At 66.5% G+C, this 23079-nt stretch carries 23 protein-coding genes and 1 pseudogene; 14 read left to right on the forward strand and 10 right to left on the reverse strand.

Going from position 1 to position 23079, the window contains the following annotated elements; genetic code table 11:
- Nucleotides 1-42 precede the first annotated feature (42 nt).
- Nucleotides 43-2229: a DEAD/DEAH box helicase gene (locus JWP90_RS11215; RefSeq protein WP_297363998.1), complete on the reverse strand. Its 2187-nt coding sequence runs from the start codon at nucleotides 2227-2229 to the stop codon at nucleotides 43-45.
- 379 nt (nucleotides 2230-2608) lie between these two features.
- On the opposite strand from JWP90_RS11215, the gene JWP90_RS11220 reads away from it, so the two are divergent.
- From JWP90_RS11220 to JWP90_RS11245, 6 genes are all read left to right on the forward strand, one after another.
- Nucleotides 2609-2878: a GlsB/YeaQ/YmgE family stress response membrane protein gene (locus JWP90_RS11220; RefSeq protein ID WP_297364002.1), complete on the forward strand. Its 270-nt coding sequence runs from the start codon at nucleotides 2609-2611 to the stop codon at nucleotides 2876-2878.
- 166 nt (nucleotides 2879-3044) lie between these two features.
- Complete coding sequence (locus tag JWP90_RS11225; protein WP_297364005.1) at nucleotides 3045-3341, forward strand: Fe-S cluster assembly protein HesB; 297 nt, start codon at nucleotides 3045-3047, stop codon at nucleotides 3339-3341.
- Between the two features lie 45 nt (nucleotides 3342-3386).
- Nucleotides 3387-3887, forward strand: coding sequence for a GNAT family N-acetyltransferase (locus tag JWP90_RS11230; protein ID WP_297364009.1), 501 nt, complete (start codon nucleotides 3387-3389; stop codon nucleotides 3885-3887).
- Between the two features lie 104 nt (nucleotides 3888-3991).
- Nucleotides 3992-4183 (forward strand): hypothetical protein, encoded by a 192-nt coding sequence (locus JWP90_RS11235; RefSeq protein WP_297364015.1) that lies wholly within the window; start codon nucleotides 3992-3994, stop codon nucleotides 4181-4183.
- Nucleotides 4184-4192: 9 nt separating this feature from the next.
- Nucleotides 4193-5572 (forward strand): MFS transporter, encoded by a 1380-nt coding sequence (locus JWP90_RS11240; RefSeq protein WP_297364017.1) that lies wholly within the window; start codon nucleotides 4193-4195, stop codon nucleotides 5570-5572.
- Nucleotides 5569-7071: an aminotransferase class V-fold PLP-dependent enzyme gene (locus tag JWP90_RS11245; RefSeq protein WP_297364020.1), complete on the forward strand. Its 1503-nt coding sequence runs from the start codon at nucleotides 5569-5571 to the stop codon at nucleotides 7069-7071. The genes JWP90_RS11240 and JWP90_RS11245 overlap by 4 nt, the downstream gene beginning before the upstream one ends.
- Here the strand turns inward: JWP90_RS11245 and JWP90_RS11250 are convergent.
- Both JWP90_RS11250 and JWP90_RS11255 read right to left on the reverse strand, forming a co-directional pair.
- Nucleotides 7058-10498 (reverse strand): efflux RND transporter permease subunit, encoded by a 3441-nt coding sequence (locus JWP90_RS11250; RefSeq protein WP_297364023.1) that lies wholly within the window; start codon nucleotides 10496-10498, stop codon nucleotides 7058-7060. The genes JWP90_RS11245 and JWP90_RS11250 overlap by 14 nt on opposite strands.
- 132 nt (nucleotides 10499-10630) lie before the next feature.
- Nucleotides 10631-12061 (reverse strand): PLP-dependent aminotransferase family protein, encoded by a 1431-nt coding sequence (locus JWP90_RS11255; protein ID WP_297364026.1) that lies wholly within the window; start codon nucleotides 12059-12061, stop codon nucleotides 10631-10633.
- 62 nt (nucleotides 12062-12123) lie between these two features.
- On the opposite strand from JWP90_RS11255, the gene JWP90_RS11260 reads away from it, so the two are divergent.
- The gene (locus JWP90_RS11260; protein ID WP_297364029.1) at nucleotides 12124-12789 is read left to right on the forward strand and encodes a hypothetical protein; all 666 of its coding nucleotides are present in this window, start codon (nucleotides 12124-12126) and stop codon (nucleotides 12787-12789) included.
- 229 nt (nucleotides 12790-13018) lie between these two features.
- Here the strand turns inward: JWP90_RS11260 and JWP90_RS11265 are convergent.
- Nucleotides 13019-13192: pseudogene (locus tag JWP90_RS11265) on the reverse strand (MerR family transcriptional regulator); the annotation flags it as partial.
- Between the two features lie 134 nt (nucleotides 13193-13326).
- Between JWP90_RS11265 and JWP90_RS11270 the strand changes: the two are divergent.
- The 4 genes from JWP90_RS11270 (at nucleotide 13327) to JWP90_RS11285 (ending at nucleotide 15789) form a co-directional block, all read left to right on the forward strand.
- A complete protein-coding gene (locus JWP90_RS11270) occupies nucleotides 13327-13626 on the forward strand; it encodes a rhodanese-like domain-containing protein (RefSeq protein ID WP_297364031.1) in 300 nt (99 codons plus the stop codon).
- Nucleotides 13627-13750: 124 nt separating this feature from the next.
- Nucleotides 13751-14608: a DUF4097 family beta strand repeat-containing protein gene (locus tag JWP90_RS11275; protein WP_297364034.1), complete on the forward strand. Its 858-nt coding sequence runs from the start codon at nucleotides 13751-13753 to the stop codon at nucleotides 14606-14608.
- The gene (locus JWP90_RS11280) at nucleotides 14605-15231 is read left to right on the forward strand and encodes a PadR family transcriptional regulator (protein ID WP_297364037.1); all 627 of its coding nucleotides are present in this window, start codon (nucleotides 14605-14607) and stop codon (nucleotides 15229-15231) included. Before JWP90_RS11275 ends, JWP90_RS11280 begins: the two co-directional genes overlap by 4 nt.
- Nucleotides 15232-15594: 363 nt before the next feature.
- Nucleotides 15595-15789 carry a DUF3073 domain-containing protein gene (locus JWP90_RS11285; RefSeq protein ID WP_297364040.1) on the forward strand — a complete coding sequence of 65 codons (195 nt, stop codon included), beginning with the start codon at nucleotides 15595-15597 and terminating at the stop codon, nucleotides 15787-15789.
- Here the strand turns inward: JWP90_RS11285 and JWP90_RS11290 are convergent.
- The 5 genes from JWP90_RS11290 to JWP90_RS11310 form a co-directional block, all read right to left on the reverse strand.
- Nucleotides 15717-16061: a hypothetical protein gene (locus JWP90_RS11290; RefSeq protein WP_297364065.1), complete on the reverse strand. Its 345-nt coding sequence runs from the start codon at nucleotides 16059-16061 to the stop codon at nucleotides 15717-15719. The genes JWP90_RS11285 and JWP90_RS11290 overlap by 73 nt on opposite strands.
- Before the next feature lie 41 nt (nucleotides 16062-16102).
- A complete protein-coding gene (locus JWP90_RS11295) occupies nucleotides 16103-16264 on the reverse strand; it encodes a hypothetical protein (RefSeq protein ID WP_297364042.1) in 162 nt (53 codons plus the stop codon).
- Between the two features lie 112 nt (nucleotides 16265-16376).
- Entirely contained in the window at nucleotides 16377-17834 is a 1458-nt protein-coding gene (gene purF, locus JWP90_RS11300; protein ID WP_297364045.1) for an amidophosphoribosyltransferase, read from the reverse strand.
- A 30-nt stretch (nucleotides 17835-17864) separates the two neighbouring features.
- A complete protein-coding gene (gene purM / locus JWP90_RS11305) occupies nucleotides 17865-18986 on the reverse strand; it encodes a phosphoribosylformylglycinamidine cyclo-ligase (protein ID WP_297364048.1) in 1122 nt (373 codons plus the stop codon).
- On the reverse strand, nucleotides 18983-19462 hold the full coding sequence (locus JWP90_RS11310) for a hypothetical protein (protein ID WP_297364051.1): 480 nt from the start codon (nucleotides 19460-19462) through the stop codon (nucleotides 18983-18985). Before JWP90_RS11310 ends, purM begins: the two co-directional genes overlap by 4 nt.
- A 276-nt stretch (nucleotides 19463-19738) precedes the next feature.
- Between JWP90_RS11310 and JWP90_RS11315 the strand changes: the two genes are divergently transcribed.
- The gene (locus JWP90_RS11315; RefSeq protein ID WP_297364054.1) at nucleotides 19739-20551 is read left to right on the forward strand and encodes an EI24 domain-containing protein; all 813 of its coding nucleotides are present in this window, start codon (nucleotides 19739-19741) and stop codon (nucleotides 20549-20551) included.
- Nucleotides 20552-20701: 150 nt separating this feature from the next.
- Here the strand turns inward: JWP90_RS11315 and JWP90_RS11320 are convergent, their stop codons facing one another.
- Nucleotides 20702-21067: a sterol carrier family protein gene (locus tag JWP90_RS11320; protein ID WP_297364057.1), complete on the reverse strand. Its 366-nt coding sequence runs from the start codon at nucleotides 21065-21067 to the stop codon at nucleotides 20702-20704.
- Nucleotides 21068-21086: 19 nt separating this feature from the next.
- Here JWP90_RS11320 and purD point away from each other — a divergent pair, with 19 nt between their 5' ends.
- Entirely contained in the window at nucleotides 21087-22376 is a 1290-nt protein-coding gene (gene purD, locus JWP90_RS11325; protein WP_297364059.1) for a phosphoribosylamine--glycine ligase, read from the forward strand.
- 129 nt (nucleotides 22377-22505) lie between these two features.
- On the forward strand, nucleotides 22506-23079 hold a 574-nt coding region (locus JWP90_RS11330), incomplete at its 3' end, for a phosphoribosylaminoimidazolesuccinocarboxamide synthase (RefSeq protein WP_297364062.1).

Raw genomic sequence — 23079 nt, forward strand, 5'->3', positions numbered from 1 at the left:
GGGTGTTCTCGTCCGGAACGGGTGTTCCGGTGCGGCTGAGCGTTAGCGCGTGAGCTTCGCGTTGGTCATTCGACCGGCGATCTCTTCCACGATCTCGTCGCCTGGGCGCGCGTGAACGTAGTCGGCCTCGATCTCGGCGCGGCCGAGAAGGTCGGTCATCCGGCGCTGGCGCGCCTTCGGGATGAGCGTGACGACGGTGCCCTCCTTGCCGGCCCGGCCGGTGCGGCCCGAACGGTGCAGATAGGTCTTGTACTCGTCGGGGGCGTCAGCCTGGATCACCAGGGTGATGTCGTCGACGTGGATGCCACGTGCTGCGACGTCGGTTGCGACCAGCACGTTGACCCGCCCGGAGGTGAGCTGCGCGAGGTTGCGGGTACGACGGGCCTGGTTGAGGTCCCCGTGGAGCGAAACAGCACGGATTCCTGCATCCTCCAGCTGGTCGGCCAGTCGCTCGGCGTATGCCCGAGTGCGCGAGAAGATCAGGGTCTTCTCGTTACGGTTGGCGAGTTCCTCGATGAGGCGGTCCTTGTCGCGGTGCTCGACCACGAGGACGCGGTGGTCGATCGTCGCTGAGGCCTGGTCTTCACCGGCGACCTCGTGCACGGACGGCTTCGGCAGGAATTCCTTGACGAGCGACGCAACACCCTTGTCGAGGGTTGCCGAGAAGAGCAGCTTCTGCCCACCCGGCGCGGTCAGGCGGAGGATCCGCTGGACCGGCTCGAGGAAGCCGAGGTCGCACATGTGGTCGGCCTCGTCGAGGACAGTCACAGTGACCTCGGAGAGGTCGAGGCGACCCTGCTCGATGAGGTCTTCGATCCGGCCAGGGGTGCCGACGATGATGTCAACGCCGCGCTGAAGCGCACCCACCTGGCGCGCCTGCGGCACACCGCCGTAGATCTGCGTCGTGAACAGGCCGACGCTGCGCGCGATCGGCTGCACGGTACGGTCGATCTGCAGCGCCAGCTCCCGGGTCGGCGCGAGGATGAGGGCGCGGGGCTTGCGTCCCATGGCACGCTTCTTGCCTCCGCCGTTCTCCATCAGCTTCTCGACGAGCGGGGCGCCGAAGGCAATCGTCTTGCCCGATCCGGTGCGGCCCCGGCCGAGAACGTCTCTGCCGGCGATGACGTCCGGGATGGTCGCTGCCTGGATCGGGAACGGGCTCGGTGCACCGAGCTCGGCGAGCGCTGCGACGATGTTGCCGCCGAGGCCGAGGTCGGAGAAGCTCACGCCGACGACGTCGGTCGCCAGAGTGGCCTGCGCCTCGAGACGCTCGAGTACGACGTCGTCCTCGGGCGTGAAGTTGCCCTTGGCGTCGCGGTTCGGGTAGAAGTTCTTCTCGCCGGCGTCACGACGGGGACGGTCGGTGCCGAAGTCCTTGCGGGGACCGCGGTCATCACGGCTGTACGAGCCACGCTCCGGGCGGTCGCTGAACGAACGCTGCTGGCGGTCGTCACGGCCACCGGAAGTGCGGCCGGTCGAGGGACGCTCGATCCGCTCGCCACGGGTGAAGGTCGGGCGCCCACCGTTGTACGCGGGACGCTCGGCACGCTCGGCGCTGTTGTACGCGGGACGCTCGGTCCGCTCTCCACGGTTGTACGCGGGACGCTCGGTCCGCTCCCCACGGTTGTACGCGGGGCGCTCGGCGCGGTCGGGACGGTTCTCGCCACGGTTGTACGCCGGACGCTCGGTCTGCTCCCCACGGTTGTACGCGGGACGCTCGGCGCGGTCGGGACGGCTCTCCCCGCGGTTGTACGCGGGACGCTCGGCGCGGTCCGGACGGTTCTCGCCACGGTTGTACGCCGGACGCTCGGTCCGCTCCCCACGGTTGTACGCGGGACGCTCGGTCCGGTCCGGACGGTTCTCCCCACGGTTGTACGCCGGACGCTCGGTCCGCTCCCCACGGTTGTACGCCGGACGCTCGGCGCGGTCCGGACGGTTCTCGCCACGGTTGTACGCGGGACGCTCGGCGCCGCGGGCGGCCGGGGCGCCGTAACGCTCGTCACGGGGAGAACGCTGCTCACGCGGCTCGTCCGAGTGGCGGCGAGCAGCACGCTCGTCGGCATTCCAGCGAGCCTTCTTGGGCGCGTCGCCTTCGACCGGGCGGTAGCCACGGTGTCCGGCGCTACGGCTTCCGGCTGGAGAACCCGCAGGGCCGCCGCTCTTGCGGGCGTAGCTCGGTTCGAAGTTCTTGACGGGTCGTCCGCCAGCTGGTTTTTTGTTCTTGGGCATAGTTCTTTCCGGGTTTTATATATGCATGAATCGCAAGCGCGCGCAGCAAAAACCGCGGCATTCTCATACCCGAGCAGTCAATGGCCGGGACCGTTTCACATCGTGTGAATACGTACGCGTTATCGCGACGTATAACCGGCCCACCAGACTTACAAACCCTTCCGCGGTACATCCCGCGGTGTCCAGAGCCGACCCGGCAACTTTACCTCAATCTCCCGCCGGTGTCACGCGGCTGACGAATATTGGCCCTAAACGTCATGCATTCGCGGCAAATCCCCGGCTGATGCCCATACGGGGGTATTATTCGGTTACACCCGCCTAACCCGGTGGGATCCCGAGTCCCGGGCTCGGGACGTTCTGAACAAATGGAGGTGGAGCTTTGAGCTTCCTCGCGTTTCTTCTACTCGGCCTGATCGCTGGCGCGATCGCGAAGGCCATTCTTCCTGGTAAACAGGGCGGTGGTTGGTTCATCACGCTGCTTCTCGGCGTCGTCGGCGCACTGCTCGGCGGCTGGCTGGGCGGGCTCCTCTTCGGTGCCAACCTTCAGGAGTTCTGGAGCATCCAGACCTGGCTTCTCGCCATCGTCGGTTCCATCATCGTTCTTCTCATCTACGGATTGATCACTCGTAACTCGCGCCGGACGGCCTAAACCGCGTCCAACCGAATCGAACGGATGCCTCCTCGCTACCGCGGGGAGGCATCCGTCGTTAACCCGAGACAAGGTGTGAATGGCCTCCAAAACAGGACGAGAAGTTGAAATCGGCGCCGACTCTCGGAAGGGTGGGACACTTCACTCGCCAACCGGAAGGAAGCACATGCTGACCCTCACCGAAAACGCAAGCACCATCGTTCGCACGATCACCACCCAGACCGCGGGCACCGAGGATAGCGGCCTCCGCATCTCCAGCTCGGCCGCCGACAGCGCCGACCTGGCCGTCGCCGTCGCCGAGTCCCCCGAACCGCTGGATGAGGTGCTCGAGGTCGCCGGCGCTCGAGTATTCCTCGAGGAGAACGCCGCAGCCGTTCTGAACGACAAGATCCTCGACGCCCAAGTGGATGAGGAAGGCGCCGTCCGCTTCGCTATCGGGGACCAGTCCGCGCTCCAGAGTTAAACCCGCCGTAACCGTGGCGAAACAGATCCACGGTTCACTGGCACCATGACGAGCACGCACGCGAGGGACGACCGCGCCTCCTCGACGGTCTCGGTGACCGTGGAGACCCCGCGCCAACCCGAGGTGATCGAACTCCTTCGGCTCGGTACGGCATTCGCCCAGTCCCTCTACCCACCGGAGAGCAACTTCCTCCTGGATGTCGAAGAACTCGACCGCCCGGGAATCTCCGTCTACGTCGCGCGAAACGAGGGCGGCCGTGCGATCGGCATGGCCGCCCTCGTCCCGTGGGGCGTCGCCGTGACGGAACTGAAACGGATGTTCGTCCGCGACGACGCCCGTGGACAAGGTGTCGGAACGCGGCTGCTCGAACGAATCGAAGCCGACGCCCGCGCCGCGGGCCTCCGCCAGATCGTGCTCGAGACGGGCACGCTCCATACCGACGCGCAGGCGCTGTACGCGCGCTGCGGGTACAGCGCTATTCCTCAGTTCGGCCAGTACATCAGCGAGAAGCACAGCTACTGCATGGCGAGGATGCTCTCGCACTGACGCGGTGCCCCCAAGGCTGACCGTGAACGTCAACGAGGGGAAAACATCGAGGGAACCGTCTGCGGTGCGGATACCGCGCAGTTGCGAAGCACTGGTGGTGCCCGGTGAAGGCCCATCTGCTTGTCGCAGCCATGATCGCAGCGCTCCTCAGCGGGTGCAGCGGGATCCCAGGCACAGATCCGACGTCAGAGGAATCGGTCATTGTCAACGGGAACTCCCCGTTCACCACCGACGGCATCGAAGCAGTGACGAACAGCCAGGACGCCGTCTTCGACGGGCAAGCCCCTAGGCCATAAGCTGCGTGCATGGACGCAACGGCGCAGTGGGTGGATCGGCGAACGATCGCAACCTACGCAATCGGTTCGCTCGGCACCGGAGGATTCGCGACGCTGCCGGGCCTCGTACTTCTCTACTTCCTCACCGACACGCTCGGCGTCGCTGCCTTGGCCGCCGGTCTCGTCGTCGCCGCGGCGAAGATCTGGGATGTCCTGATCGACCCGGTGATCGGCAACCGCAGCGATCACAGCCTGGCCACCACCGGGTCCCGTCGCCGGTACATGATCATCGGCGGCCTCACACTCCCGGTGTTCTTCCTACTCACTTTCGCGGTTCCTGCGGGGCTCGGCCCCGTGGCATCCGCGGGCTGGGTCTTCGTGGCCTTCGTCGGTTGCGCCACAGCTTTCAGCCTGTTCCAGGTGCCGTACATCGCCCTGCCCGCTGAGCTCGCATCCGGGTACGACGATCGCACCCGCCTGTTGACCTGGCGTGTGGTGGTGCTCACCGTCGCCATCCTCCTGTTCGGGGCCGGTGGTCCATTGCTGCGCGGGCTCGGCGATGACCCGAGGGTCGGGTACCTGATCATGGCGGCTGTCGCGGGTCTCGTGCTCGGTGCCGGGATGCTGGTGGCGTCGTCCGTCGCGCCGCGAGATCAACCGATCGCCCGCCGCTCTCCTCCGTTGTCCCCCGCGGCCGGTTACCGTGCCGGACTCGACACGCTGCGTCGCAGCCGTCCGTTCCGTGCCCTCCTCGGAACCTTCGTGCTGCAGGGCTTGGCAACAGGGATGATGCTCGCCGGCGCCCAATATGTGGCGACCTGGGTGCTGCGCTCAGAGGATTCCGTGACCCTGCTCTTCGTGGCCCTCATCGCTCCGGCGCTGCTTCTTGCCCCGGCGTGGGGTCGTTTCGCCCGCCGGGTCGGCAAGGAGCGTGCCTTCGCTCTCGCCAGCAGCCTGTTCGGCGTCGCCGCCCTTGCCCTGCTCGGCCTGGCGTGGGCACCTGGGCTCTGGGTGTACGCACCGGTGGCACTCGCCGGCGCCGCCTACGCCGGAATGCAGTCCTTGCCGATGGCCATGCTCCCCGATGTGATCTCCCACGACGCCCGAACGAACGGCGAGGGCCACGCCGGCACCTTCAGCGGCGTATGGACCGCCGGCGAAACCGCCGGGATGGCGTTCGGCGCGACCGTTCTCTCGGTGATCCTCGCCGCCACAGGGTACGCCGAACGCGTCGTGGGTCAGTCGGTCGACCAGTCATCATCCGCCCTTCTGGGTATCGTGCTCAGCTTCAGCGTGGTGCCCGCACTCCTCCTCATCGCGAGCCTCTTCACGTTGCGCCGGTACCGCTTGAGGCAGGGTGACATCGATCTTCCGACAGCCCCTCTCAGCCGGGGGAATCTGGCCAGATGACATCCGCACTCTCGGGCCGTTCCGCCGAAATCCTCGCGACGCTCACCCGGCTGAGGGCAGCGGACGCCCCGACCCGTGGAGGCCGAGTCCTGTCGTACGTCTACGACTCCGGTCTCGCCGAACTCGACGAGCTGGCGGCCGAGGCGATCCGGATCATGCAGCCGGTCAATGGTCTCGACCCGACAGCATTCCCGTCGGTGGCGGCGATGGAGCGGGATATCGTCCGGTTCGCCAGGCGAATGCTGCACGGAGACGACGTCGTCGGCACGGTCACGTCAGGGGGCACCGAGAGTTGTCTCCTCGCGGTGAAGACGGCGCGGGATGTCTGGCGCGCGGCGGGCGGGACGGGGACACCCCGTCTGCTCGCCCCCGTCACGGTTCACGCAGCGTTCTCCAAAGCGGCTCAGTACTTCGACCTCGAGCTTGACCTCGTTCCCGTGGACGCCGGCGGGGAGGTCGGGCCGGAGTGCCTCACGGAGCGGTTCGGCCCCGACGTCGCGCTCGTCGTCGTGTCGGCGCCGGCCTACCCGCATGCGTCGCTCGACCCGGTCGCGCAGGTCGCGGCTGCAGCTGCGGACGCCGGCATCGCCGTGCACGTGGATGCGTGCATCGGCGGCTTCGTGCTGCCGTGGTGGGCGGGCGACGCCGATCCGCTGCCCGCGTGGGATTTCGCCGTCGAGGGTGTCACGAGCGTGTCCGCCGACCTGCACAAGTTCGGGTACGCACCGAAGGGAGCATCCGTTCTGCTGCATCGGGGTCGTGACAGGCACCGCGCGCAATACTTCGCCACCCGCCGCTGGCCCGGTTACCCCGTTGTCAACGCGACGATGCTCGGTTCGAAATCAGCGGGTGCCCTTGCCGCTGCCTGGGCGATCATCGAAAGGCTCGGGGAGTCCGGGTTCGCCGAGCTCGCGGCGTCCTGTCGGCGGTCGACGGATGCCGTCACGGCGGCCGTGCAGGCGATCGACGGGCTGCGCGTGGTCGGTTCCCCCGTCGGACCGTTGTGCGCGGTGGCGACCGACGACTCAGTGCAGGAGGATCGGCGCGTCGACCCGCACCACTGGGCCGACTCGGTCAGACAACGCGGCTGGCTGCTGCAGTTGCAGCCGGGGCTGGTCCAGTCAGACGGGACCCGGCTGCCGCACACCACCCATCTGACGATCACGCCGGTCACCGAGTCGGTGCTTCCTGGCCTTCTCTCAGCCCTGACGTCCGCCGCCGACGAGGTCAGGGGCGTGTCTGCGGCGTCGGCAGCCGACGTGGTCGCCGGGCTTCCGGCTGGGTTCGGCGACGCGCTCGCTGCCCTCGGGACCCGCACCGACCAGCTCGACTCTGCGGAGGCATCCGCTCTTCTCAACAGTCTGGGTCTCGGCATCCGTGACGGAGGGCCGGTGCTCCCCGAACGGATGGCGCCCCTGCTCGCCCTGCTCGAATCGCTGCCGGCGCCGCTCACCGAGCGGCTGCTGGTCGAGCTGCTGGCCGGGCTCACCGAACCGTAGTCGCAGCGGCCTCCCGTGCGGTGCGGCGGGCGATTCTCCGCTCACGTGCGCCCTCGACGAGGTTGTACAGCGTTGGCAGAACGATCAGGGTGAGGAACGTCGACGACACGAGCCCGCCGATCACGACGATCGCGAGCGGCTGAGAAATGAAGCCGCCGTGGCCGGTGATGCCGAGCGCCATGGGCACGAGGGCGAAGATCGTGGCGAGCGCCGTCATCAGAATCGGCCGCAACCGGCGGCTCGCTCCGTGCCGGACCGCGTCGGCGACGGCCATGCCGCGATCCCGGTACTGGTTCACGAGGTCCACGAGGACGATGGCGTTGGTCACCACGATGCCGATGAGCATGAGTACACCGATGAGGGATGCCACGCCGAGCGGCACCCCGGTCAGCACCTGCAGTCCGATGGCACCGGTCGCCGCGAACGGCACGGACACGAGCAGAAGCAGCGGCTGGCGCAGTGACCGGAACGTCGCCACCATCACCACGTAGACGATGAGGATCGCGGCGAGCATGGCGAGCCCGAGCTGCTGGAACGCTGTCGACTGGTCCGCCGTCACGCCGCCGAGGGTGGCTGTCGCGCCGCCGGACAGGTCGAGGTCATCGACCGCGGCCGTGACTTCAGCGCTCGCCGTTCCGATGTTGTCGCTCGACGGCGTGATGGCGACCGTCGCCGACCGCTGCCCACGAACAGTGGTGATCGACGAGGGTCCGTCGACCTCGCCGACGGTGGCGAGCGAGTCGAGTCGCACCGGCCCGAGCATCGTCGGAACGGTCAGCGCGGCGAGTTCCTCGACGGTGGCTGGCGGGTCCTCGCTGGCGAGGTAGATGCTCACGGTGGTCTCGTCGATCACGACGGTTCCGATTGTCGACGGCTGCATGGCGGCAGACACGATGCTGCCAAGGGCGACCTCGGAGTATCCGGCCTCCGCAGCCGTCAACCGATCGACCTGCACCGCGATGTACGGCCGGGAGTCGCTGAGGTTGTTGGTGACCTGGCGCATCCCAGGGAGGTCCTTCGCGGCATCCGTCACCGCATCCGTCGCCTCGCGCAGGGTCTGCTGGTTGGGCGCGGTGATGTCGACCTCGATGTCGCTCGACGCTCCGAAGCCTCCGGATGCCACGACCTCGATCTCACCGGCACCGTCGACACGGTCGAGCTCGGTCCGCACCCGCGACTGGAGTGCTTCCTGGTCGGCGTCCTCGTTCGTCGTGATCGAGTAGGTGATGCTCCCCGCGCCGCCCCCGGTGAATGCGTCGCGGAGGGAACTTCCGGAGGAGCCGATCGATAGTTGCACGCTGTCGATGTCGTCGATGTCGCGGAGGGCGTCCTCGACGAGCCCGGCTGCGGCATCCTGCGCCGCGAGGCTGGACCCGACCGGCAGCTCCTGTGAGACGGTGAGCGTGTTCTGGCCTGAGTTGCCGAGGAAGTTCGTCTTCATGAACGGCACGAGGGCGACCGTTCCGCCGAGCACGAGCACGGCCAGGAGGATCGTGACGACCGAGTGTTTGAGGGTCCAGTTCAGCAGCGGCAGGTAACCCTTCTGCAGCCGGGTGGGGTGGTCGAGCTCGTCCTCGTCCTCGCCACCGTTCCGGCGACCGCGGCGGGTAGGCGCAGACGCGGCAGGCACCTCAGCCGGTTTCCCCAGGGACGGCGTGGACTCCTGCGCCTCGACGGCGAGTACCGCCGTCGGCGGTGTTTCCGATCCCACCGCCTCGTGCCGCGGCGGAGCGAGCAGGTACCTGGCGTCGACGATGGCCGGGGAGGCGAACACCCCCGCTGGCAGGCGTCGCTCCGGTGACTCGGAGTGGGCGTTGACGCCGTCTGCGACACCCACTGCCTGCTCCGACTCAGCGGCTGCGGCCCGTGCGGCCTTTCGGGCGGCCGCACGTGACACCTTCTGCGGTTTGGTGGTCGCTGCCCTCGCTTCTTTCGCCCGGAGGAACCAGTAAGCGAGAACGGGAACGATCGTCAGCGAGACGAGAAGCGAGGCCAGCAGCGCGATGGTGACGGTGAGGGCGAACGGACGGAACAGTTCCCCGGTCATGTCCCCGACGAAGGCCAGCGGCAGGAACACGGCGACGGTGGTGATGGTCGAGGCGGTGATCGCCCCGGCCACCTCCCGCACGGCGGTGAGGATGGAGAAGGCACGACCATCGGCGCTGCGGTCCCGCGCGGCATTCATGTGCCGTTTGATGTTCTCGATCACGACGATCGAGTCGTCGACGACGCGACCGATGGCGATCGTCAGCGCGCCGAGGGTGAGGATGTTGAGGGTGTAACCGGTGGCTTGCAGCCCGATGAAGGTGATCAGCACCGATGTCGGGATGGAGATGGCGGTGACCAGCGTCGCCCGCAGGTCGAGAAGGAAGATGAGGATGATGAGCACGGCGAACGCGAGCCCCAGCAGCCCCTCCGTCGCCAGCGCCTCGATCGACTCCTCGATGTATGGAGCCTGGTCGAACACGATGGTCAGGTTCACGTCCGAACCGAGGGCTTCTTCGAGCTGGGGCAGGAGCGAGCGGACGCCCTTGGACACGTCGACGGTATTCGCGGCTGGGACCTTGGTGACCGCGATCGTCAGCGCTGGCTTGCCATCGACGCGTGAGATGCTCGTCACCGGGTTGTCGGTGAGTTCGACGGATGCCACGTCGCCGAGGGTGAGGACGGTGCCGGGTTGGGCCTGCCCGACGAGCGGCAGCGCGGCGATGTCGTCGACTGAGCCGAGCTTCGATCCTGTCTGCACCGCGAAAGTGACGTCGTCCTCGGTGATCTCTCCTGCCGGCTGGAGCACACCGTTCTGCTGGAGTGTGTTGCCGATCGCGGCGGAGCCGACGCCTGCGGTCTGCAGCCTGGCGGCATCCGGGGTGATGGTCACACGCTCGCCGACATTGCCGATGACGGCTGCCTCGCGTACCCCGTCGATGTCTTCGATGTCGGGAACGGCTGTGCGGCTCAACGCTTCTGACAGGGCGTCCGTGTTTCCGTCGCCGCCGGTAGCCGCGAGCTGGATGACGGGGAGGTCGTCGAGGCTGCCCGAGAGCACCTGTGTGTCCAGATCGGCGGGGAGCCGGGATTTGATCCGGTTGATCGCCTGGTTGATCTTCTGCTCGGCCGTGGCCAGATCGGTGCCGTAAGTGAACGTGGCGGAGATCAGGCTGAGGTTGGTCGTCGATGTCGCCGCCGTCGACTCGAGCCCGGCGACGCCCTGGATGGCTGTTTCGATCGGGGTGGAGACGTCGTCGTTGACCACCTCGGGTGCTGCCCCCGGGTAATTGGTGATGATCGCCAGTTGCGGGAACTGCACGCTCGGCGCGAGTTCCTGCTTGAGGCTGGTCAGCGCGATGCCGCCAAACACAGCCGCGACGATCGTGATGAGCGCAATGAGCGCCCTGTTCTTCATGCTCAGAACGGCGAGGGCGTGCACGGTACTCCTGATGTCCAGCGAAGGATGCCGCGATCGCGACGAGCGACGGCCTTCCAGCCGCTCACCAGTGAAATTCTGTCACAGTACTTGGGCCGGTTTCCCCGAAACCGGGTGCATACCCAGCGGATCAGGTCACACAATTTCGGCGTGCAGCGCAGCATCGGGCACTGGGGCTCGCATGATCGACCGCCAGGCGACCGACAGTGCGTCGAGGGCCCGTTCCGTGTCGGCGAGCGGATAGGTGATCGGGATGCGAAGGAATCGTTCGAATGCCCCGTCGATACCGAAACGCGGACCGGTCGCGACGAGAAGTCCCTGGCTGCGGGCGGCGAGGACGAGCTGCGAACTCACCGGCGCACCGAGCCCCGCCCAGATCGCCAGCCCGCCGTTCACATGGGGAACCTGCCAATGCGGGAGCCGGTCGGCCAGAACCCGTTCGACGAGGTCGCGGGTGGCCGCGAGCTGATCCCGTCGACCGCGAAGGATGTCAGGCATCGCCGGCAGCAGCTCGAGGACGGTGAGCTGTTCGAGGATCGGCGTGCCGAGGTCGCCGACGTTGCGGGCAGCGACCAGTTTGCGGATCACGCCGCGGTCGGCCCTGATCCACCCGATACGCAGGCCGCCCCAGACCGTCTTCCCGACGGAGCCGACGGTGAGGATCGCCGCGCCGGCATCGTCTGAAGCGGCAAAGGGCACGAATGGTGTTCCCCTGTCGATGTCAAGCTCTGCCGTCGTCTCGTCGATGACGAGCACCGTGCCTTGCCTCGCCGCCGCCCTACAGACCCTGCGGCGTGCCTCCACCGACATCGTGGCACCGGTGGGGTTGTGGAAGTCCGGCATGAGGTAAGCGATCGTGGGCGACGACTGGTCGATGGCCTGCTCGAGGTTCTCGGTATTCCATCCGTCGTCGGCGGTGACCGCAACCGGCACCAGGCGCGCACCGGCGGCACGGAGCGCGTCGTGGGCGTGCGGATAGGTCGGCTGCTCGATCACCGCCCGGTCGCCGCGCGACAGGTGCGTTCTTGCGATCAACCCGATGGCATGCTGCGCCCCGAGGGTCACCAGGATCTCGTCTGGCGATGTGGGAAGGCCCGCGTCGATGTACCGGTCGGCGATGGCCGCCCGAAGTTCGGGCAGTCCGATCGTGTCGTAGTCGAACCCGTCGAGGTAGTGCCCGAGCCGGTGAGCGGCCCGCTGCGCGGCGTCGGTGAGTTGGGGCGCTGCCGGAAGCGCCGCCTTGCTGAAGTCCAGGTAGCCGGGTGCGCTCGACGGGACGGGCGCCGGCCGGACACCTGGGAGTTGAGCGATGCTTCCGGAGCCCCGGATGCTTTCGAGGAAGTCCCTGTCACGGAGCTCGCGGTATGCGGCCGTCACGGTGGTTCGGCTGATGTCCAGGCGCTCGGCCAGGTCCCGCTCGGCAGGGAGCCGGGTGTCGGCCGGGATCCGGCCATCGAGGATCAGCAGGCGAATGCGATCGGCGAGCGAACGATACGCGGCGTCGTCGGTACGCCAGCGCCCGAGCAACGCAGCGAGAGCACGTGCAGTGATGTGGACCTCTGACATAAGGCCACTCTAGGCAGATTGGCCTCTTGATGAAAGGCCAATTATCGAATTGGATAGAGACCATGTTCCGTCGAACCGTCCAATTGCTCCTGGGTCTCTTCCTGTACGGTGTGGCCCTTGCGCTCATCGTCCGGGCGGCGATCGGCGTGGCCCCCTGGGATGTCCTGACGCAGGGGATCTCGCTGAAGACCGGCTGGGGTTTCGGAGCGATCACCATCGGTGTCGGCATCGTCGTGCTCCTCTTCTGGATTCCGCTGAAACAGAAGCCAGGGGTCGGCACAGTGCTCAATGTGCTGCTCGTCGGACCAGCTGCCGACGTCGGCCTGTGGCTCATCCCTGAGAACCTCGACCTGTGGATTCGAATCCTGATGTTCCCGGCCGGGCTGTTCGTCCTCGCACTGGCGACCGGGCTGTACATCGGAGCCCGTTTCGGGGCCGGACCCCGCGACGGGCTGATGACGGGCATCCACGAACGTACCGGCTGGCCGATCTGGGTCGGCCGCACTGGGGTCGAGGTCTTCGTTCTCGCCGCTGGCTGGATCCTCGGCGGAAACGTCGGCGTCGGTACCGTTCTCTTCGCACTGCTCGTCGGCCCTCTGTGCAACCTCACCATTCCCTGGTTCCGCATCGTGCTGCCTGGTGACACAGCTCAGCCCGGCGGTGTCAGGGACGGACTCGAGGGCTCGGTGAAGCCGAGCGAGCCCCTCGTGGACTCCCCCGCCAACTAGGCGACGACATCCGCCCACCCGGCTGGGAACCGGGACAGGCGGATGCCGGGGTGCATTCGAACCGCTACCGGCTGCGGTTCGCGGAGATCGTGAGAGCGTTTCGGACGAATCGGGCGCCCGCCAGCGGATCCGTATCTTTCGCCGATGCGTGGTTTTCTCTGCCATCAGTTGTGCAGCTCGTTCCAGTTTGATGAGGGTGTCCTCGACCGCGAGAGCACAACGGCGATCGCGGGAGCCCGAGACCGAGGCCCAGGAGGAGCAGAATTCTCTGCAACCGAACGAGCGCCTCTTCGTAGTAGCGGGATCCATTCGAGCCGAGTCTGCTCGGGCGCAGGAGCGCGACGTCGCCGTAGTGCCGGAGCGTTCTGCTCGGTGTTCCCGCGTGCTTTACGACCTCCTGGATCGATTACTCCATCGTCCTCACCGCCTCTCAAACCAGGTAGAGGTTGACGTAGCGTCAACGTCACGCTCTCTGTGAATTGCGGATGCTGCGCCGGTAGCGAATAATCGCACCGACCCCTCCTCGATTGGACCCTCATGGAAATCATCACTGTTGGCGATCTCGCGAAGCTTCCGGGCGCAGCGATCATCGATGTGCGCGAGCCTGATGAGTTCGCCCAGGTGCGGGCCGTCGGTGCCGTCAGCATCCCGATGAGCCAGTTCCTCGAGCGAGAGAATGAACTCCCCGCTGATGAGACCCTGTACATCATTTGCGCCTCCGGCGCCCGGAGCGCGCGGGTCGTCGAGTACCTCGAGTCGCGCGATCGTCGCGCCGTGAACGTCGAGGGCGGCACCTACGCCTGGAGCGGCGCCGGCCTCCCCGTCGACCAGGGCTGAGTTCGATTCCTGAGTGTTCCTCGAAACCTCTTGATTCCCTTCCCGACGCGATATATCGTAATTTCACTTGTCGCGATATATCGCGACGTCGCATGGGCTTCGGTCGGCAGGAGAAGGAAGAACAATGGCATTGGAAAAATGGGTCGTGCTCCCCGGGGAGTCACGCATCATCGACGTCGAGCTTGTTCGCAAGCTCAAAGTCGGCCTGATCGGCGGCAAGATCGACATTCTCGGCCACGATGAAGAGTCGGCTCGCATCGAAGTCCACAGCGTCACCGGCAAAGACCTCAAGATCACGATCGACGGAGACGTACTCGAAATCGACCACCCACAGCTGGGTTGGGAGAACTTCCTCGACGTCTTCAAGTCGTTCGGCCAGAACTCCGCCAAGGCGGAGATCAGCGTCCTCGTGCCCCGCACCGTCGCACTGACCTTCGGGATGGTCTCCGCGAACGCCCTCATCTCCGGGCTCAAGACGAGCGCAAGACTGTCGACCGTGAACGGGGAACTGCAGGTCGAAGGCGTGACGGGCAACCTGGACCTCAACAGCGTCTCAGGGGAGATCAGCGTCCAGTCGCATACGGGATCCGTCAACGCGCACACCGTCTCGGGAGACATCACCGCTTCGGGGAACATCTCGAAGTTCTCGAGCGACGGGGTCTCGGGCGACGTCTTCGTCGACGCGCACGGTCACTGTGACCGCATCGCCACCAACACGGTCTCAGGCAACCTGACAGCCCGCCTGTCCCCGGACGTCGGCACGCGCTACGTCGTCAACACCGTTTCGGGCAGGCTTCAGCTCGAGAATGCCGTGATCAAGGGCACCCGCGGTCGTGGCTTCACGAGCACGACAGAGGGTGACGGCAACTTCTACACGGATGTCGTCGCCAACTCGGTTTCCGGCAATGTCACCGTGATCCGCCGTTCGGATGCCGCGCCGGCTGGCACAGACGACGCGTTCTCGACGGGTGGTGTGGCATGAGCCCTGTCTTCAGCCACGGAAGCCTCCGCCTTTACCTGTTGAGTCTGCTGGCGGAGGGCCCGAAGCATGGCTACGAACTGATTCAGTCGCTCTCCGACCGATTCGGGGGAACCTATTCGCCGAGCGCCGGCACGATCTACCCCCGGCTGGCGAAGCTCGAGGAAGACGGCCTCGTGACGAAGGAAAGCGACGGACGCAAGACCGTCTATTCCATCACCGACGCGGGACGCCGCGAACTCGACGGACGCCAGGGCGACCTCGACGCGATCGAGCTCGAACTCACCGACTCGGTCCGCCGCCTCGCCGACGAGGTGCGCAGCGGCGTCACCCATGCGATGCGCAGCCTCAAGGCTGACCTTGCCTCTGCCGCTCGCCAGGCCAAACAATCCGCGTCCAGTGCGCCTTTCGCCTCGACCGAAGAGCCAGACGATCGCACGACCAGCCGCATTGCCCTGCACGACGCCGATGTGGTGATCGCCGAGTTCCGTCAGCAGCTCCGCTCCGACCTCCGCAAGCAGGTGGCGATTGGCACGCTGTCGGATGCCACGGTGCAGCAGTTGCGGGCAGATCTTGCCCGCGTGCGAGACGGCATCAGGGCGGCGTTCGGCACGACGACCGAATAACGAAGCTCAGCAGGAACACGACTATGAGGTGGCTCACCGGAACCTGGGCGAGAAGGCGGGGCTGGTCGTGGTGTCGGCGCATCTCGTCGACGATGTCCTCACCGTGGCGGTGTCGGTGGCATCCGGCGTCGACAACATCATCTCAGCGCTGCCTGCACTGAGCCCGATTCGCGGCGAAAGAAAGAGGCGACCAGCGATCCGTCCCTCGAGCAGGGCACTCCCCGATCGGTCTCGGCCGCCCGGACGGCCGATCCGAGCGGGCCGCCATGCTAAGATCGAGGTTAGTCTTTATCGTTCCCTGGTGGGTGAAAACCATAGGGCGGATCTTCACCGCCCCGCTACTAATTCGTAAGGGGGTCTCGCATGGGGCGTGGCCGTCAGAAGGCAAAGCACACCAAGATCGCGCGTGAGCTTAAGTCATTCAGTCCTGATGTGAACTACGACGCACTTGAGCGTGAGCTCACGGGTCATTCGCACGACGACGCTTACAGCGACGAAGCGGCAAAGTGGTCGGAGTACACAGACGACTTGCCTGCAGGGGAGCCCAAGAGGGCTTGATTTCGGTCACTGCGCTTGTCGAAGTGCGGCGTCGCGGTCACTGAGCCCGTCGAAGCGTGGCCCTTCCACCATACCCAGAAGCGTGCACGCAGCCGCTCGAGAGACCCGGCCGCTATCGTGCCGCCGAGCCCACCGACGCTGAACCGGTAGAAGCTGCGCAGTCGCGGGCGCGTGTCGGTCCGGGCCCGCACCGAGCGAAGCATCCGCCGAAGGGCCGAACCCGGATTCTCGCCCGCGGCGATCTCGCGGTTCACCTCTGATTCAGTGACCATGGACTCACGCCATATCGCGAGACCGGGGTTTTGCCGCGAGGTCAGGCAATGACGGTGACCGCCACGACCCAGGTGATGGCTCCGAGAACGGAGACCACCCCGGTCGCGCCGGCGACAACCATCAGAAGTTCGTCCCGCGCTCCCTGGCGCACCTCGCTGAACGGGCTAGCCAACCGCTCGGAATGTCGTGATATCAAACTCATGTCGTCGTGCCTCCTCCCAAAAGGGTGACACGACCATGGGGAATGCGGATAAAACGCATCCGGCGTTGACAGCGACGCCCCTGAGCCGATAAGGGCGAGGAGACGGCTCAGGTCAGGACAGCTGGGTCCGCTCGACCCACTCCAGGTACTCGGGCGTCACGGTACCGGTGACGTAATCGCCGGTGAAGCAGCTCATCTCGAGATCAGTCACGTTCGACCCCTGGAGGATCGCCTGCTTCATGTCTTCGACCTCCTGGTAGATGAGGCGGTCAGCGCCGAGTTCCCGCGCGATCTCAGGGATTTTGCGGTTGTGGGCGACGAGCTCGTTGCGCGATGGCATGTTGATGCCGTAGACGTGCGGGAAGCGCACGGGCGGAGCAGCCGAAGTGAACGTCACCTTGTTGGCGCCGGCGGCACGGGCCATGTCGACGATCTCCTTCGAGGTCGTCCCCCGCACGATGGAGTCATCGACGATGAGGATGTTCTTCCCTTTGAACTCCGTCGACATGGCGTTGAGCTTCTGCCTGACGCTTTTCTTACGCTGAGCCTGACCAGGCATGATGAAGGTCCGGCCGACGTAACGGTTCTTGTAGAAGCCCTCGCGGTATTCGATCCCGAGTTTTTGCGCTACCTGCATGGCCGCCGGGCGCGATGAATCCGGAATGGGCATGACGACGTCGATGTCCCCCATCGGCGCGTGCTGGGCGATGGTATCTGCCAGCCGGTCGCCGAGTCGGAGGCGGGCTTCGTAGACCGAAATGCCGTTCATGACCGAGTCAGGGCGAGCGAGGTAGACGTACTCGAAGGAGCAGGGCACGAGTCGTGGGTTCTTCGCGCACTGGCGCGAGTACATCTCACCCGAGGTCGTGATGAAGATGGCCTCACCAGGGGCGACCTCACGGACGACCTCGTACCCGGCGCTTTCGAGCACGAGCGACTCGGATGCGACGATCCACTCATCCCCCACCAAACCGGCGGAACGGCGGCCGAGGATGAGCGGGCGGATGCCGAACGGGTCGCGGAACGCGAGCAGCCCGTGGCCGGCGATCATGGCGATTGCGGCGTACGACCCTTCAACCCGCTCGTGCACCTGCGACACGGCGGTGAAGACCTGATCCGGGTCGAGTTCGAGGCCGGCGATCTGTGACTGCAACTCGGTGGCGAGCACGTTGAGCAGCATCTCCGTGTCACTCGTCGAGTTCACGTGCCTGCGGTCGATGCGGAAGAGCTGGTCGGCCAGCTCACGGGTGTTGGTGAGGTTGCCGTTGTGCACGAGGATGATGCCGTATGGCGCGTTCACGTAGAACGGCTGAGCTTCCTGCTCGTTGTCCGCGATTCCCTTGGTTGCGTACCGGACGTGGCCGAGACCCATCTTGCCCTGCAGAGAACGCATGTCGCGGGTGCGGAACGCCTCCCTGACCTGACCCTTCGCCTTGTGGATGTGGAAGGTGGGGCCGTCAGCTGTGGCGATGCCCGTCGAGTCCTGACCGCGGTGTTGCAGGAGCAGCAACGCGTCGTAGACCTGCTGGTTGACCGGTTCCGGTGAGACGATGCCGACGATGCCGCACATTCTTAGCTGGCTCCTAGGGTTGCTGTGAGGTTAATGGGAGTAGCTTCCGACCAGGCGCACGGCGCCGCCGTTCACACCCTTCGCACCTTGTTCGAATCCAGTCAGGTCACGAGGCGTCGTGTGCACGGTTCCGACCTGCCAGGCGGGGATGCCGCCGGCAGTGAGGTCCGCGGCGATCGCGGTCGCCGCATCCGCCCGAACGACGGCGAAGAAGCCGATGCCCAGGTTCCAGGTGCCCTCGGCACTCTCGAGCGTCGAGGAGGCGAGGTCGCTCAGCGCACGGAAAACCGGGGCGGGCGACCAGCTGCTGCGGTCGACCTCGACCCAGCTGCCGACGGGGAGTACCCGGGCGAGGTTCGCGGCGATCCCGCCGCCGGTGACGTGGGACAGCGAGTGCACGGCGCCTGGGCGCCGTGCGATCAGGTCGAGAAGCGGCGAGGTGTACAGGCGGGTCGGCTCGAGGAGGACCTCGCCGACGATCCCGCCGAGTTCGGCAGAGGTATCGGTGAAGGCGATGCCCCGTTGCGCGAGGATATGCCGCACGAGAGAGTAACCGTTCGAGTGCAGACCGGAGGACTCGAGAGCGATCACCGCGTCGCCATCCTCGACAAGGTGGGCGCCGAGCAGGTCGTCTGCTTCGATCACTCCGGTTGCGGCGCCGGCCACGTCGTAGTCGTCCGGACCGAGAAGACCGGGGTGCTCGGCCGTCTCACCACCGACGAGGGCCGTGCCGGTGGCGGAACAGGCGCGGGCGATTCCCGCGACGATGTCGGCGATGCGCTGCGGCACGACCTTGCCGCAGGCGATGTAGTCGGTCATGAAGAGCGGTTTCGCTCCGACCACCACGATGTCGTCGACGACCATGCCGACGAGGTCCTGGCCGATCGTGTCGTGCTTGTCGATGGCCTGCGCGATGGCGACCTTCGTGCCGACGCCGTCGGTCGATGTGGCGAGCAGCGGGCGCCGGTAGGAGGTGAGGAAGGACACATCGAAGAGACCGGCGAATCCGCCGACGCCTCCGAGGACTTCAGGGCCGTGGGTGTTCGAGACCGCTGACTTCATGAGCGAGACGGCGAGGTCCCCGGCTGCGGTGTCAACACCAGCCTGCCGATAACTCGAGGAGGAGTCGTCCGCCGGGGAATGGTTGCTCACGCTTTGCCCTCGTTCGTCGTGGGGGGAATCTGCGGGGGGTTTTGCTCGAGGGCCGGGGCGGATGCCGTGTCGAGCGTTTCCGTTTCGACGTGCGTCCCTGCGACGGGAGCCTCATGCACGTCAACTCTATCCGCTTCGACGATGCGGCTTCTCCTGCTGCTCCTGCGGTCGAGCAGGATCGCGACGGTGAGGGCAAGGCCGATACCGATCACCAGGAAGATGAGCAGCAGGAAACCGAAGATCTGGAGTTGCGAGTATTCAGCGAATCCCTTCGCCCGTGCGTATTCGAAATCCTGCGGGATGGCGACAGTGAGCACGAAAGCGGCGACAGCGCCGAGCAGGGCGCCAACCGTGGCGAAGTTGCCGTACTTCGGCGAGCGCCGGACCGCCACCCTCCGACGGCCGGCGCTCTCGCCTGACGGGTCGGATTGCGCGGAAGGGGAGTCTGGCTCAGGACGGGCTGGCTCAGTGTTCATAGTCCTATTGTCCCTTATCCGAGCGGGTGCCTTCTTCGTTCGGACCAGCTTGCGTGTGACGTCAAATTCAGCAACGCCCCCCAAATTCAGGAGATCCTTGCGACACGCCGCATCGGTGAGGCCCTTGGACGGCGTGTCGGGCCACTTCTGCTGAATGTGGAGTCGCGCGTTGGGCTCCGGCGGGGAGAGATGTGACGGTGAGCACGGTCTCCTCCGGTTGATTCGCCCCGTTCCGTTGCTGGCGAGCGAGGCCATCCGTCCGGCTACCCTGTGAGGATGACAAGCGAGACGACGAAGCCCGGCTTCCTCACGGGATTCGCGGCCGGCATCCGGCTCCTCGGACGAGGCTTCCGGCTGTGGGGCACATCCCCACGGCTCATGCTGATCGGCGCGATCCCCGGCCTCATCACCCTGACCGTTTTCACCGTGGCCGTCGTGCTGCTCGCGCTCAACCTCGAAAACCTCGCCACCCTCGTCACTCCGTTCGCGAACACCTGGGATGAGGCGTTCCGCTCAGGCCTCCGGCTCCTCGTCGCACTCGCCCTCATCGCAGCCGGGGTCCTCCTTCTCGTTTACCTCTTCGCCGCGGTGACCCTGCTGATCGGCCAGCCCTTCTTCGAGAGGATCTCGGAGCGGGTCGAGGACTCGCTCGGCGGCGTCGAGAATGCTGTCGACGTTCGGTTCTGGCCGTCTGTTGCTCGGGGGCTCAGTGAATCGCTACGCATTCTCGCCATCACAGTCGGTGTCGGACTTGGGCTCCTGCTGCTGGGCTTCATCCCGGTACTCGGCCCCGTCTGTGCCGGAATCCTCGGCGCTGTCGGCGGCGGATGGTTCCTCGCCCTCGAGCTCACCACTGCGCCGTTCGAACGCCGGGGGTTGAGGCTGGCCGATCGGCGCCGGCTGCTGAATGCCCAACGCTCCACCACCCTTGGTTTCGGCGTGGCCGTGTTCCTGCTCTTCCTCGTGCCTTTCGGAGCACTCGTGACCATGCCAGCGGCCGTTGCTGGAGGCACTCTGCTTGCCCGACGGTCCCTGGGAGAGTCCGACCACCTTCCCGCCCAGCCGGCGGCGCGCGCACCGCAGCTCTGAGCCGGCTTCCGCGCAGGCTGATCACGCGTTCCGGAACATCCGGTGCGACGGGTGACGCGTTCCGGAACATTCGGTGCGACGGGTGACCCGGTCCGGAACCGGTGAACGCGCGCGGGTGGGGCGGGGAATCGGTCCACCGCCGATTCGCGGTCAGCGCGGCAAACGGAGGACCGGGATGTGCCCGGTCAGGTCCGCGCGCTGCCCCGAGGCCGTGACGGTGCCGGATGCCGCGGCATCCGACCACGACAACGCACCGGTGGCGAGGGCGAGCCAGGTTTCGGCATCCGTCTCGATGACATTCGGCGGGGTGCCACGGGTGTGTCTGGGCCCTTCGATGCACTGCACGGCGCCGAACGGGGGCACGCGAACCTCGAGGGTGTTGCCGTTGGACCGCTCAGCGAGCAATTGAAGGGTGTACCGCACGGCTGTCGCGATCTGGTCGCGGGAGGCGGCCTCTCGAACGGCGAGGTCGACCGCGTCGCGGCCGACGCCATCCGGAATGCGGGCACGTGCCATGCGCTCTAGGCTAGTACGTGTGAAGATCCTTGTCCTCGGTTCGGGTGCGCGAGAGCACGCCATCATCCTGTCGCTCCTCAGTGAGGACGCCGGCCACGAGGTTCTTGCAGCCCCGGGCAACGCCGGGATCGGGCAGGTTGTCGACACCGTCGACCTCGACCCGAATGACCCGGTCGCCGTCGCGAACTATGCCATCGCCCACGCCGTCGCCCTTGTCGTGATCGGACCGGAAGCGCCCCTGGTCGCCGGCGTCGCCGACGAGCTGCGCGAGCAGGGCATCCCCGTGTTCGGTCCTGGGCGCGCAGCCGCTGAACTCGAAGGTTCGAAGACCTTCGCGAAGCGCGTCATGGACGTCGCTGGTGTGCCCACCGGCCGGGCCCGCCGTGCGGGAACGCTAGCCGAGGCCGAGACCGCCTTGGATCTGTTCGGCGCGCCGTATGTGGTCAAGGCCGACGGGCTCGCCGCCGGAAAGGGTGTGCTGGTCACCACCGACCGCGAGGCGGCGCTCGAGCATGCCCGTACCTACCTCGACCACGGAAGCGTCCTCGTCGAAGAGTTCCTCGACGGCCAGGAGGTCTCGCTGTTCTTCGTCAGCGACGGCCACACCGTCGTGCCCCTCTCCCCCGCCCAGGACTACAAGCGCCTCGCCGACGGAGACGAGGGCCCGAACACCGGCGGCATGGGCGCGTACTCGCCTCTGCCCTGGCTCGACGGGACCTTCGGCAGCGAGGACGCCTTCGTCACCGAGGTTCTCGAAACGATCGCGAAGCCCGTCGTCGCCCAGCTCGCCGAAGAGCAGACCCCGTTCATCGGACTGCTCTACGCCGGTCTCATCCTCACGTCCAGGCGGGAGGGTGACGATGACCGCGGCATCCGGGTGATCGAATTCAACGCCCGCTTCGGCGACCCGGAGACGCAGGTCGTGCTGCCGCGCCTCGAGTCCCCGCTGTCCCGCCTGCTGTACGCAGCCGCCACCGGCACCCTCGCCGAGAACGACAGGCCGACGTTCGCACCGGCATCCGCCGTCACCGTCGTCCTCGCGAGCGAGAACTACCCGGCTGCTCCGGTCACCGGTCGCCCGATTCGTGGACTGGCCGAAGCGGATGCCGTCCCCGGCGCTCATATCGCCCATGCCGCCACCGGAACACGAGGCGATGACCTCGTGTCGACGGGCGGCCGGGTCCTCAGCGTGGTCGCGCTCGGCGACGACTTCGCCGAGGCACGCGCTCGCGCCTACGAGGCGCTCGGGCACATCTCGCTCGAGGGCGCGCAGCACCGCACGGACATCGCGGCCCGCGTCGCGTCGTAGCGCGTGCGACGCACCAAACACCAGAAATGGCTCCCTGCCGACCGGAATCCAGGGCGTAGTTGACCGATTTTGGTATCTCGTTCCCGTTGCGGGCCCGGATAGACGGCGCCGCAACGCGATAATGGACGGGTGAGCGAATCGACGAACCTGCCCCGCTGGACCCACCTCTACTCCGGCAAGGTCCGCGACCTGTACGAGCGCGAGGACGGAGCATCCGACGCCCTTCTCGTGGTCGCAAGCGACCGGGTCAGTGCTTTCGACCACGTGCTCTCCCCCGGCATCCCCGGCAAGGGGGAACTGCTCACCGCCCTGAGCCTGTGGTGGTTCGACCAGCTCGATGTTCCGAACCACCTCCTTTCCGGCGCTGATCTGGCGGCAGACGGCGCCGTTCCCGCCGAGGTCACCGGCCGAGCCATGCTCGTGCGCAAACTCGACATGTTCCCGGTCGAATGCGTCGTGCGCGGCTACCTCACCGGCTCCGGCTGGAAGGAGTACGAGCAGTCGCAGACGGTATGCGGCATCCCGCTCCCCGCCGGCCTGTCCAACGGCGACCGCCTGCCCGAACCCATCTACACGCCGGCCTGGAAGGCGCCGATGGGGCAGCACGACGAGAACATCTCTTACGAGCGCACGGTCGAGCTCGTCGGGGCGGATGCCGCGGCCGCGTTGCGAGAAGCCTCACTGTCGATCTTCCGCCGCGCAT

Source organism: Mycetocola sp., assembly GCF_025464835.1.
Lineage (GTDB): Bacteria > Actinomycetota > Actinomycetes > Actinomycetales > Microbacteriaceae > Mycetocola_A.

Bases quoted from the DNA above. Each gene is read 5' to 3' on its own strand.
- JWP90_RS11270 (WP_297364031.1), top strand. From the start codon at position 13,327: ATGGAAATCATCACTGTTGGCGATCTCGCGAAGCTTCCGGGCGCAGCG.
- JWP90_RS11230 (WP_297364009.1), top strand. From the start codon at position 3,387: ATGACGAGCACGCACGCGAGGGACGACCGCGCCTCCTCGACGGTCTCG.
- JWP90_RS11315 (WP_297364054.1), top strand. From the start codon at position 19,739: ATGACAAGCGAGACGACGAAGCCCGGCTTCCTCACGGGATTCGCGGCC.
- JWP90_RS11225 (WP_297364005.1), top strand. From the start codon at position 3,045: ATGCTGACCCTCACCGAAAACGCAAGCACCATCGTTCGCACGATCACC.
- JWP90_RS11290 (WP_297364065.1), bottom strand. From the start codon at position 16,061: ATGGTCACTGAATCAGAGGTGAACCGCGAGATCGCCGCGGGCGAGAAT.
- JWP90_RS11275 (WP_297364034.1), top strand. From the start codon at position 13,751: ATGGCATTGGAAAAATGGGTCGTGCTCCCCGGGGAGTCACGCATCATC.
- JWP90_RS11295 (WP_297364042.1), bottom strand. From the start codon at position 16,264: ATGAGTTTGATATCACGACATTCCGAGCGGTTGGCTAGCCCGTTCAGC.
- JWP90_RS11215 (WP_297363998.1), bottom strand. From the start codon at position 2,229: ATGCCCAAGAACAAAAAACCAGCTGGCGGACGACCCGTCAAGAACTTC.
- purF (WP_297364045.1), bottom strand. From the start codon at position 17,834: ATGTGCGGCATCGTCGGCATCGTCTCACCGGAACCGGTCAACCAGCAG.
- JWP90_RS11280 (WP_297364037.1), top strand. From the start codon at position 14,605: ATGAGCCCTGTCTTCAGCCACGGAAGCCTCCGCCTTTACCTGTTGAGT.
- JWP90_RS11240 (WP_297364017.1), top strand. From the start codon at position 4,193: ATGGACGCAACGGCGCAGTGGGTGGATCGGCGAACGATCGCAACCTAC.
- JWP90_RS11310 (WP_297364051.1), bottom strand. From the start codon at position 19,462: ATGAACACTGAGCCAGCCCGTCCTGAGCCAGACTCCCCTTCCGCGCAA.
- JWP90_RS11285 (WP_297364040.1), top strand. From the start codon at position 15,595: ATGGGGCGTGGCCGTCAGAAGGCAAAGCACACCAAGATCGCGCGTGAG.
- JWP90_RS11245 (WP_297364020.1), top strand. From the start codon at position 5,569: ATGACATCCGCACTCTCGGGCCGTTCCGCCGAAATCCTCGCGACGCTC.
- JWP90_RS11260 (WP_297364029.1), top strand. From the start codon at position 12,124: ATGTTCCGTCGAACCGTCCAATTGCTCCTGGGTCTCTTCCTGTACGGT.
- JWP90_RS11255 (WP_297364026.1), bottom strand. From the start codon at position 12,061: ATGTCAGAGGTCCACATCACTGCACGTGCTCTCGCTGCGTTGCTCGGG.
- JWP90_RS11320 (WP_297364057.1), bottom strand. From the start codon at position 21,067: ATGGCACGTGCCCGCATTCCGGATGGCGTCGGCCGCGACGCGGTCGAC.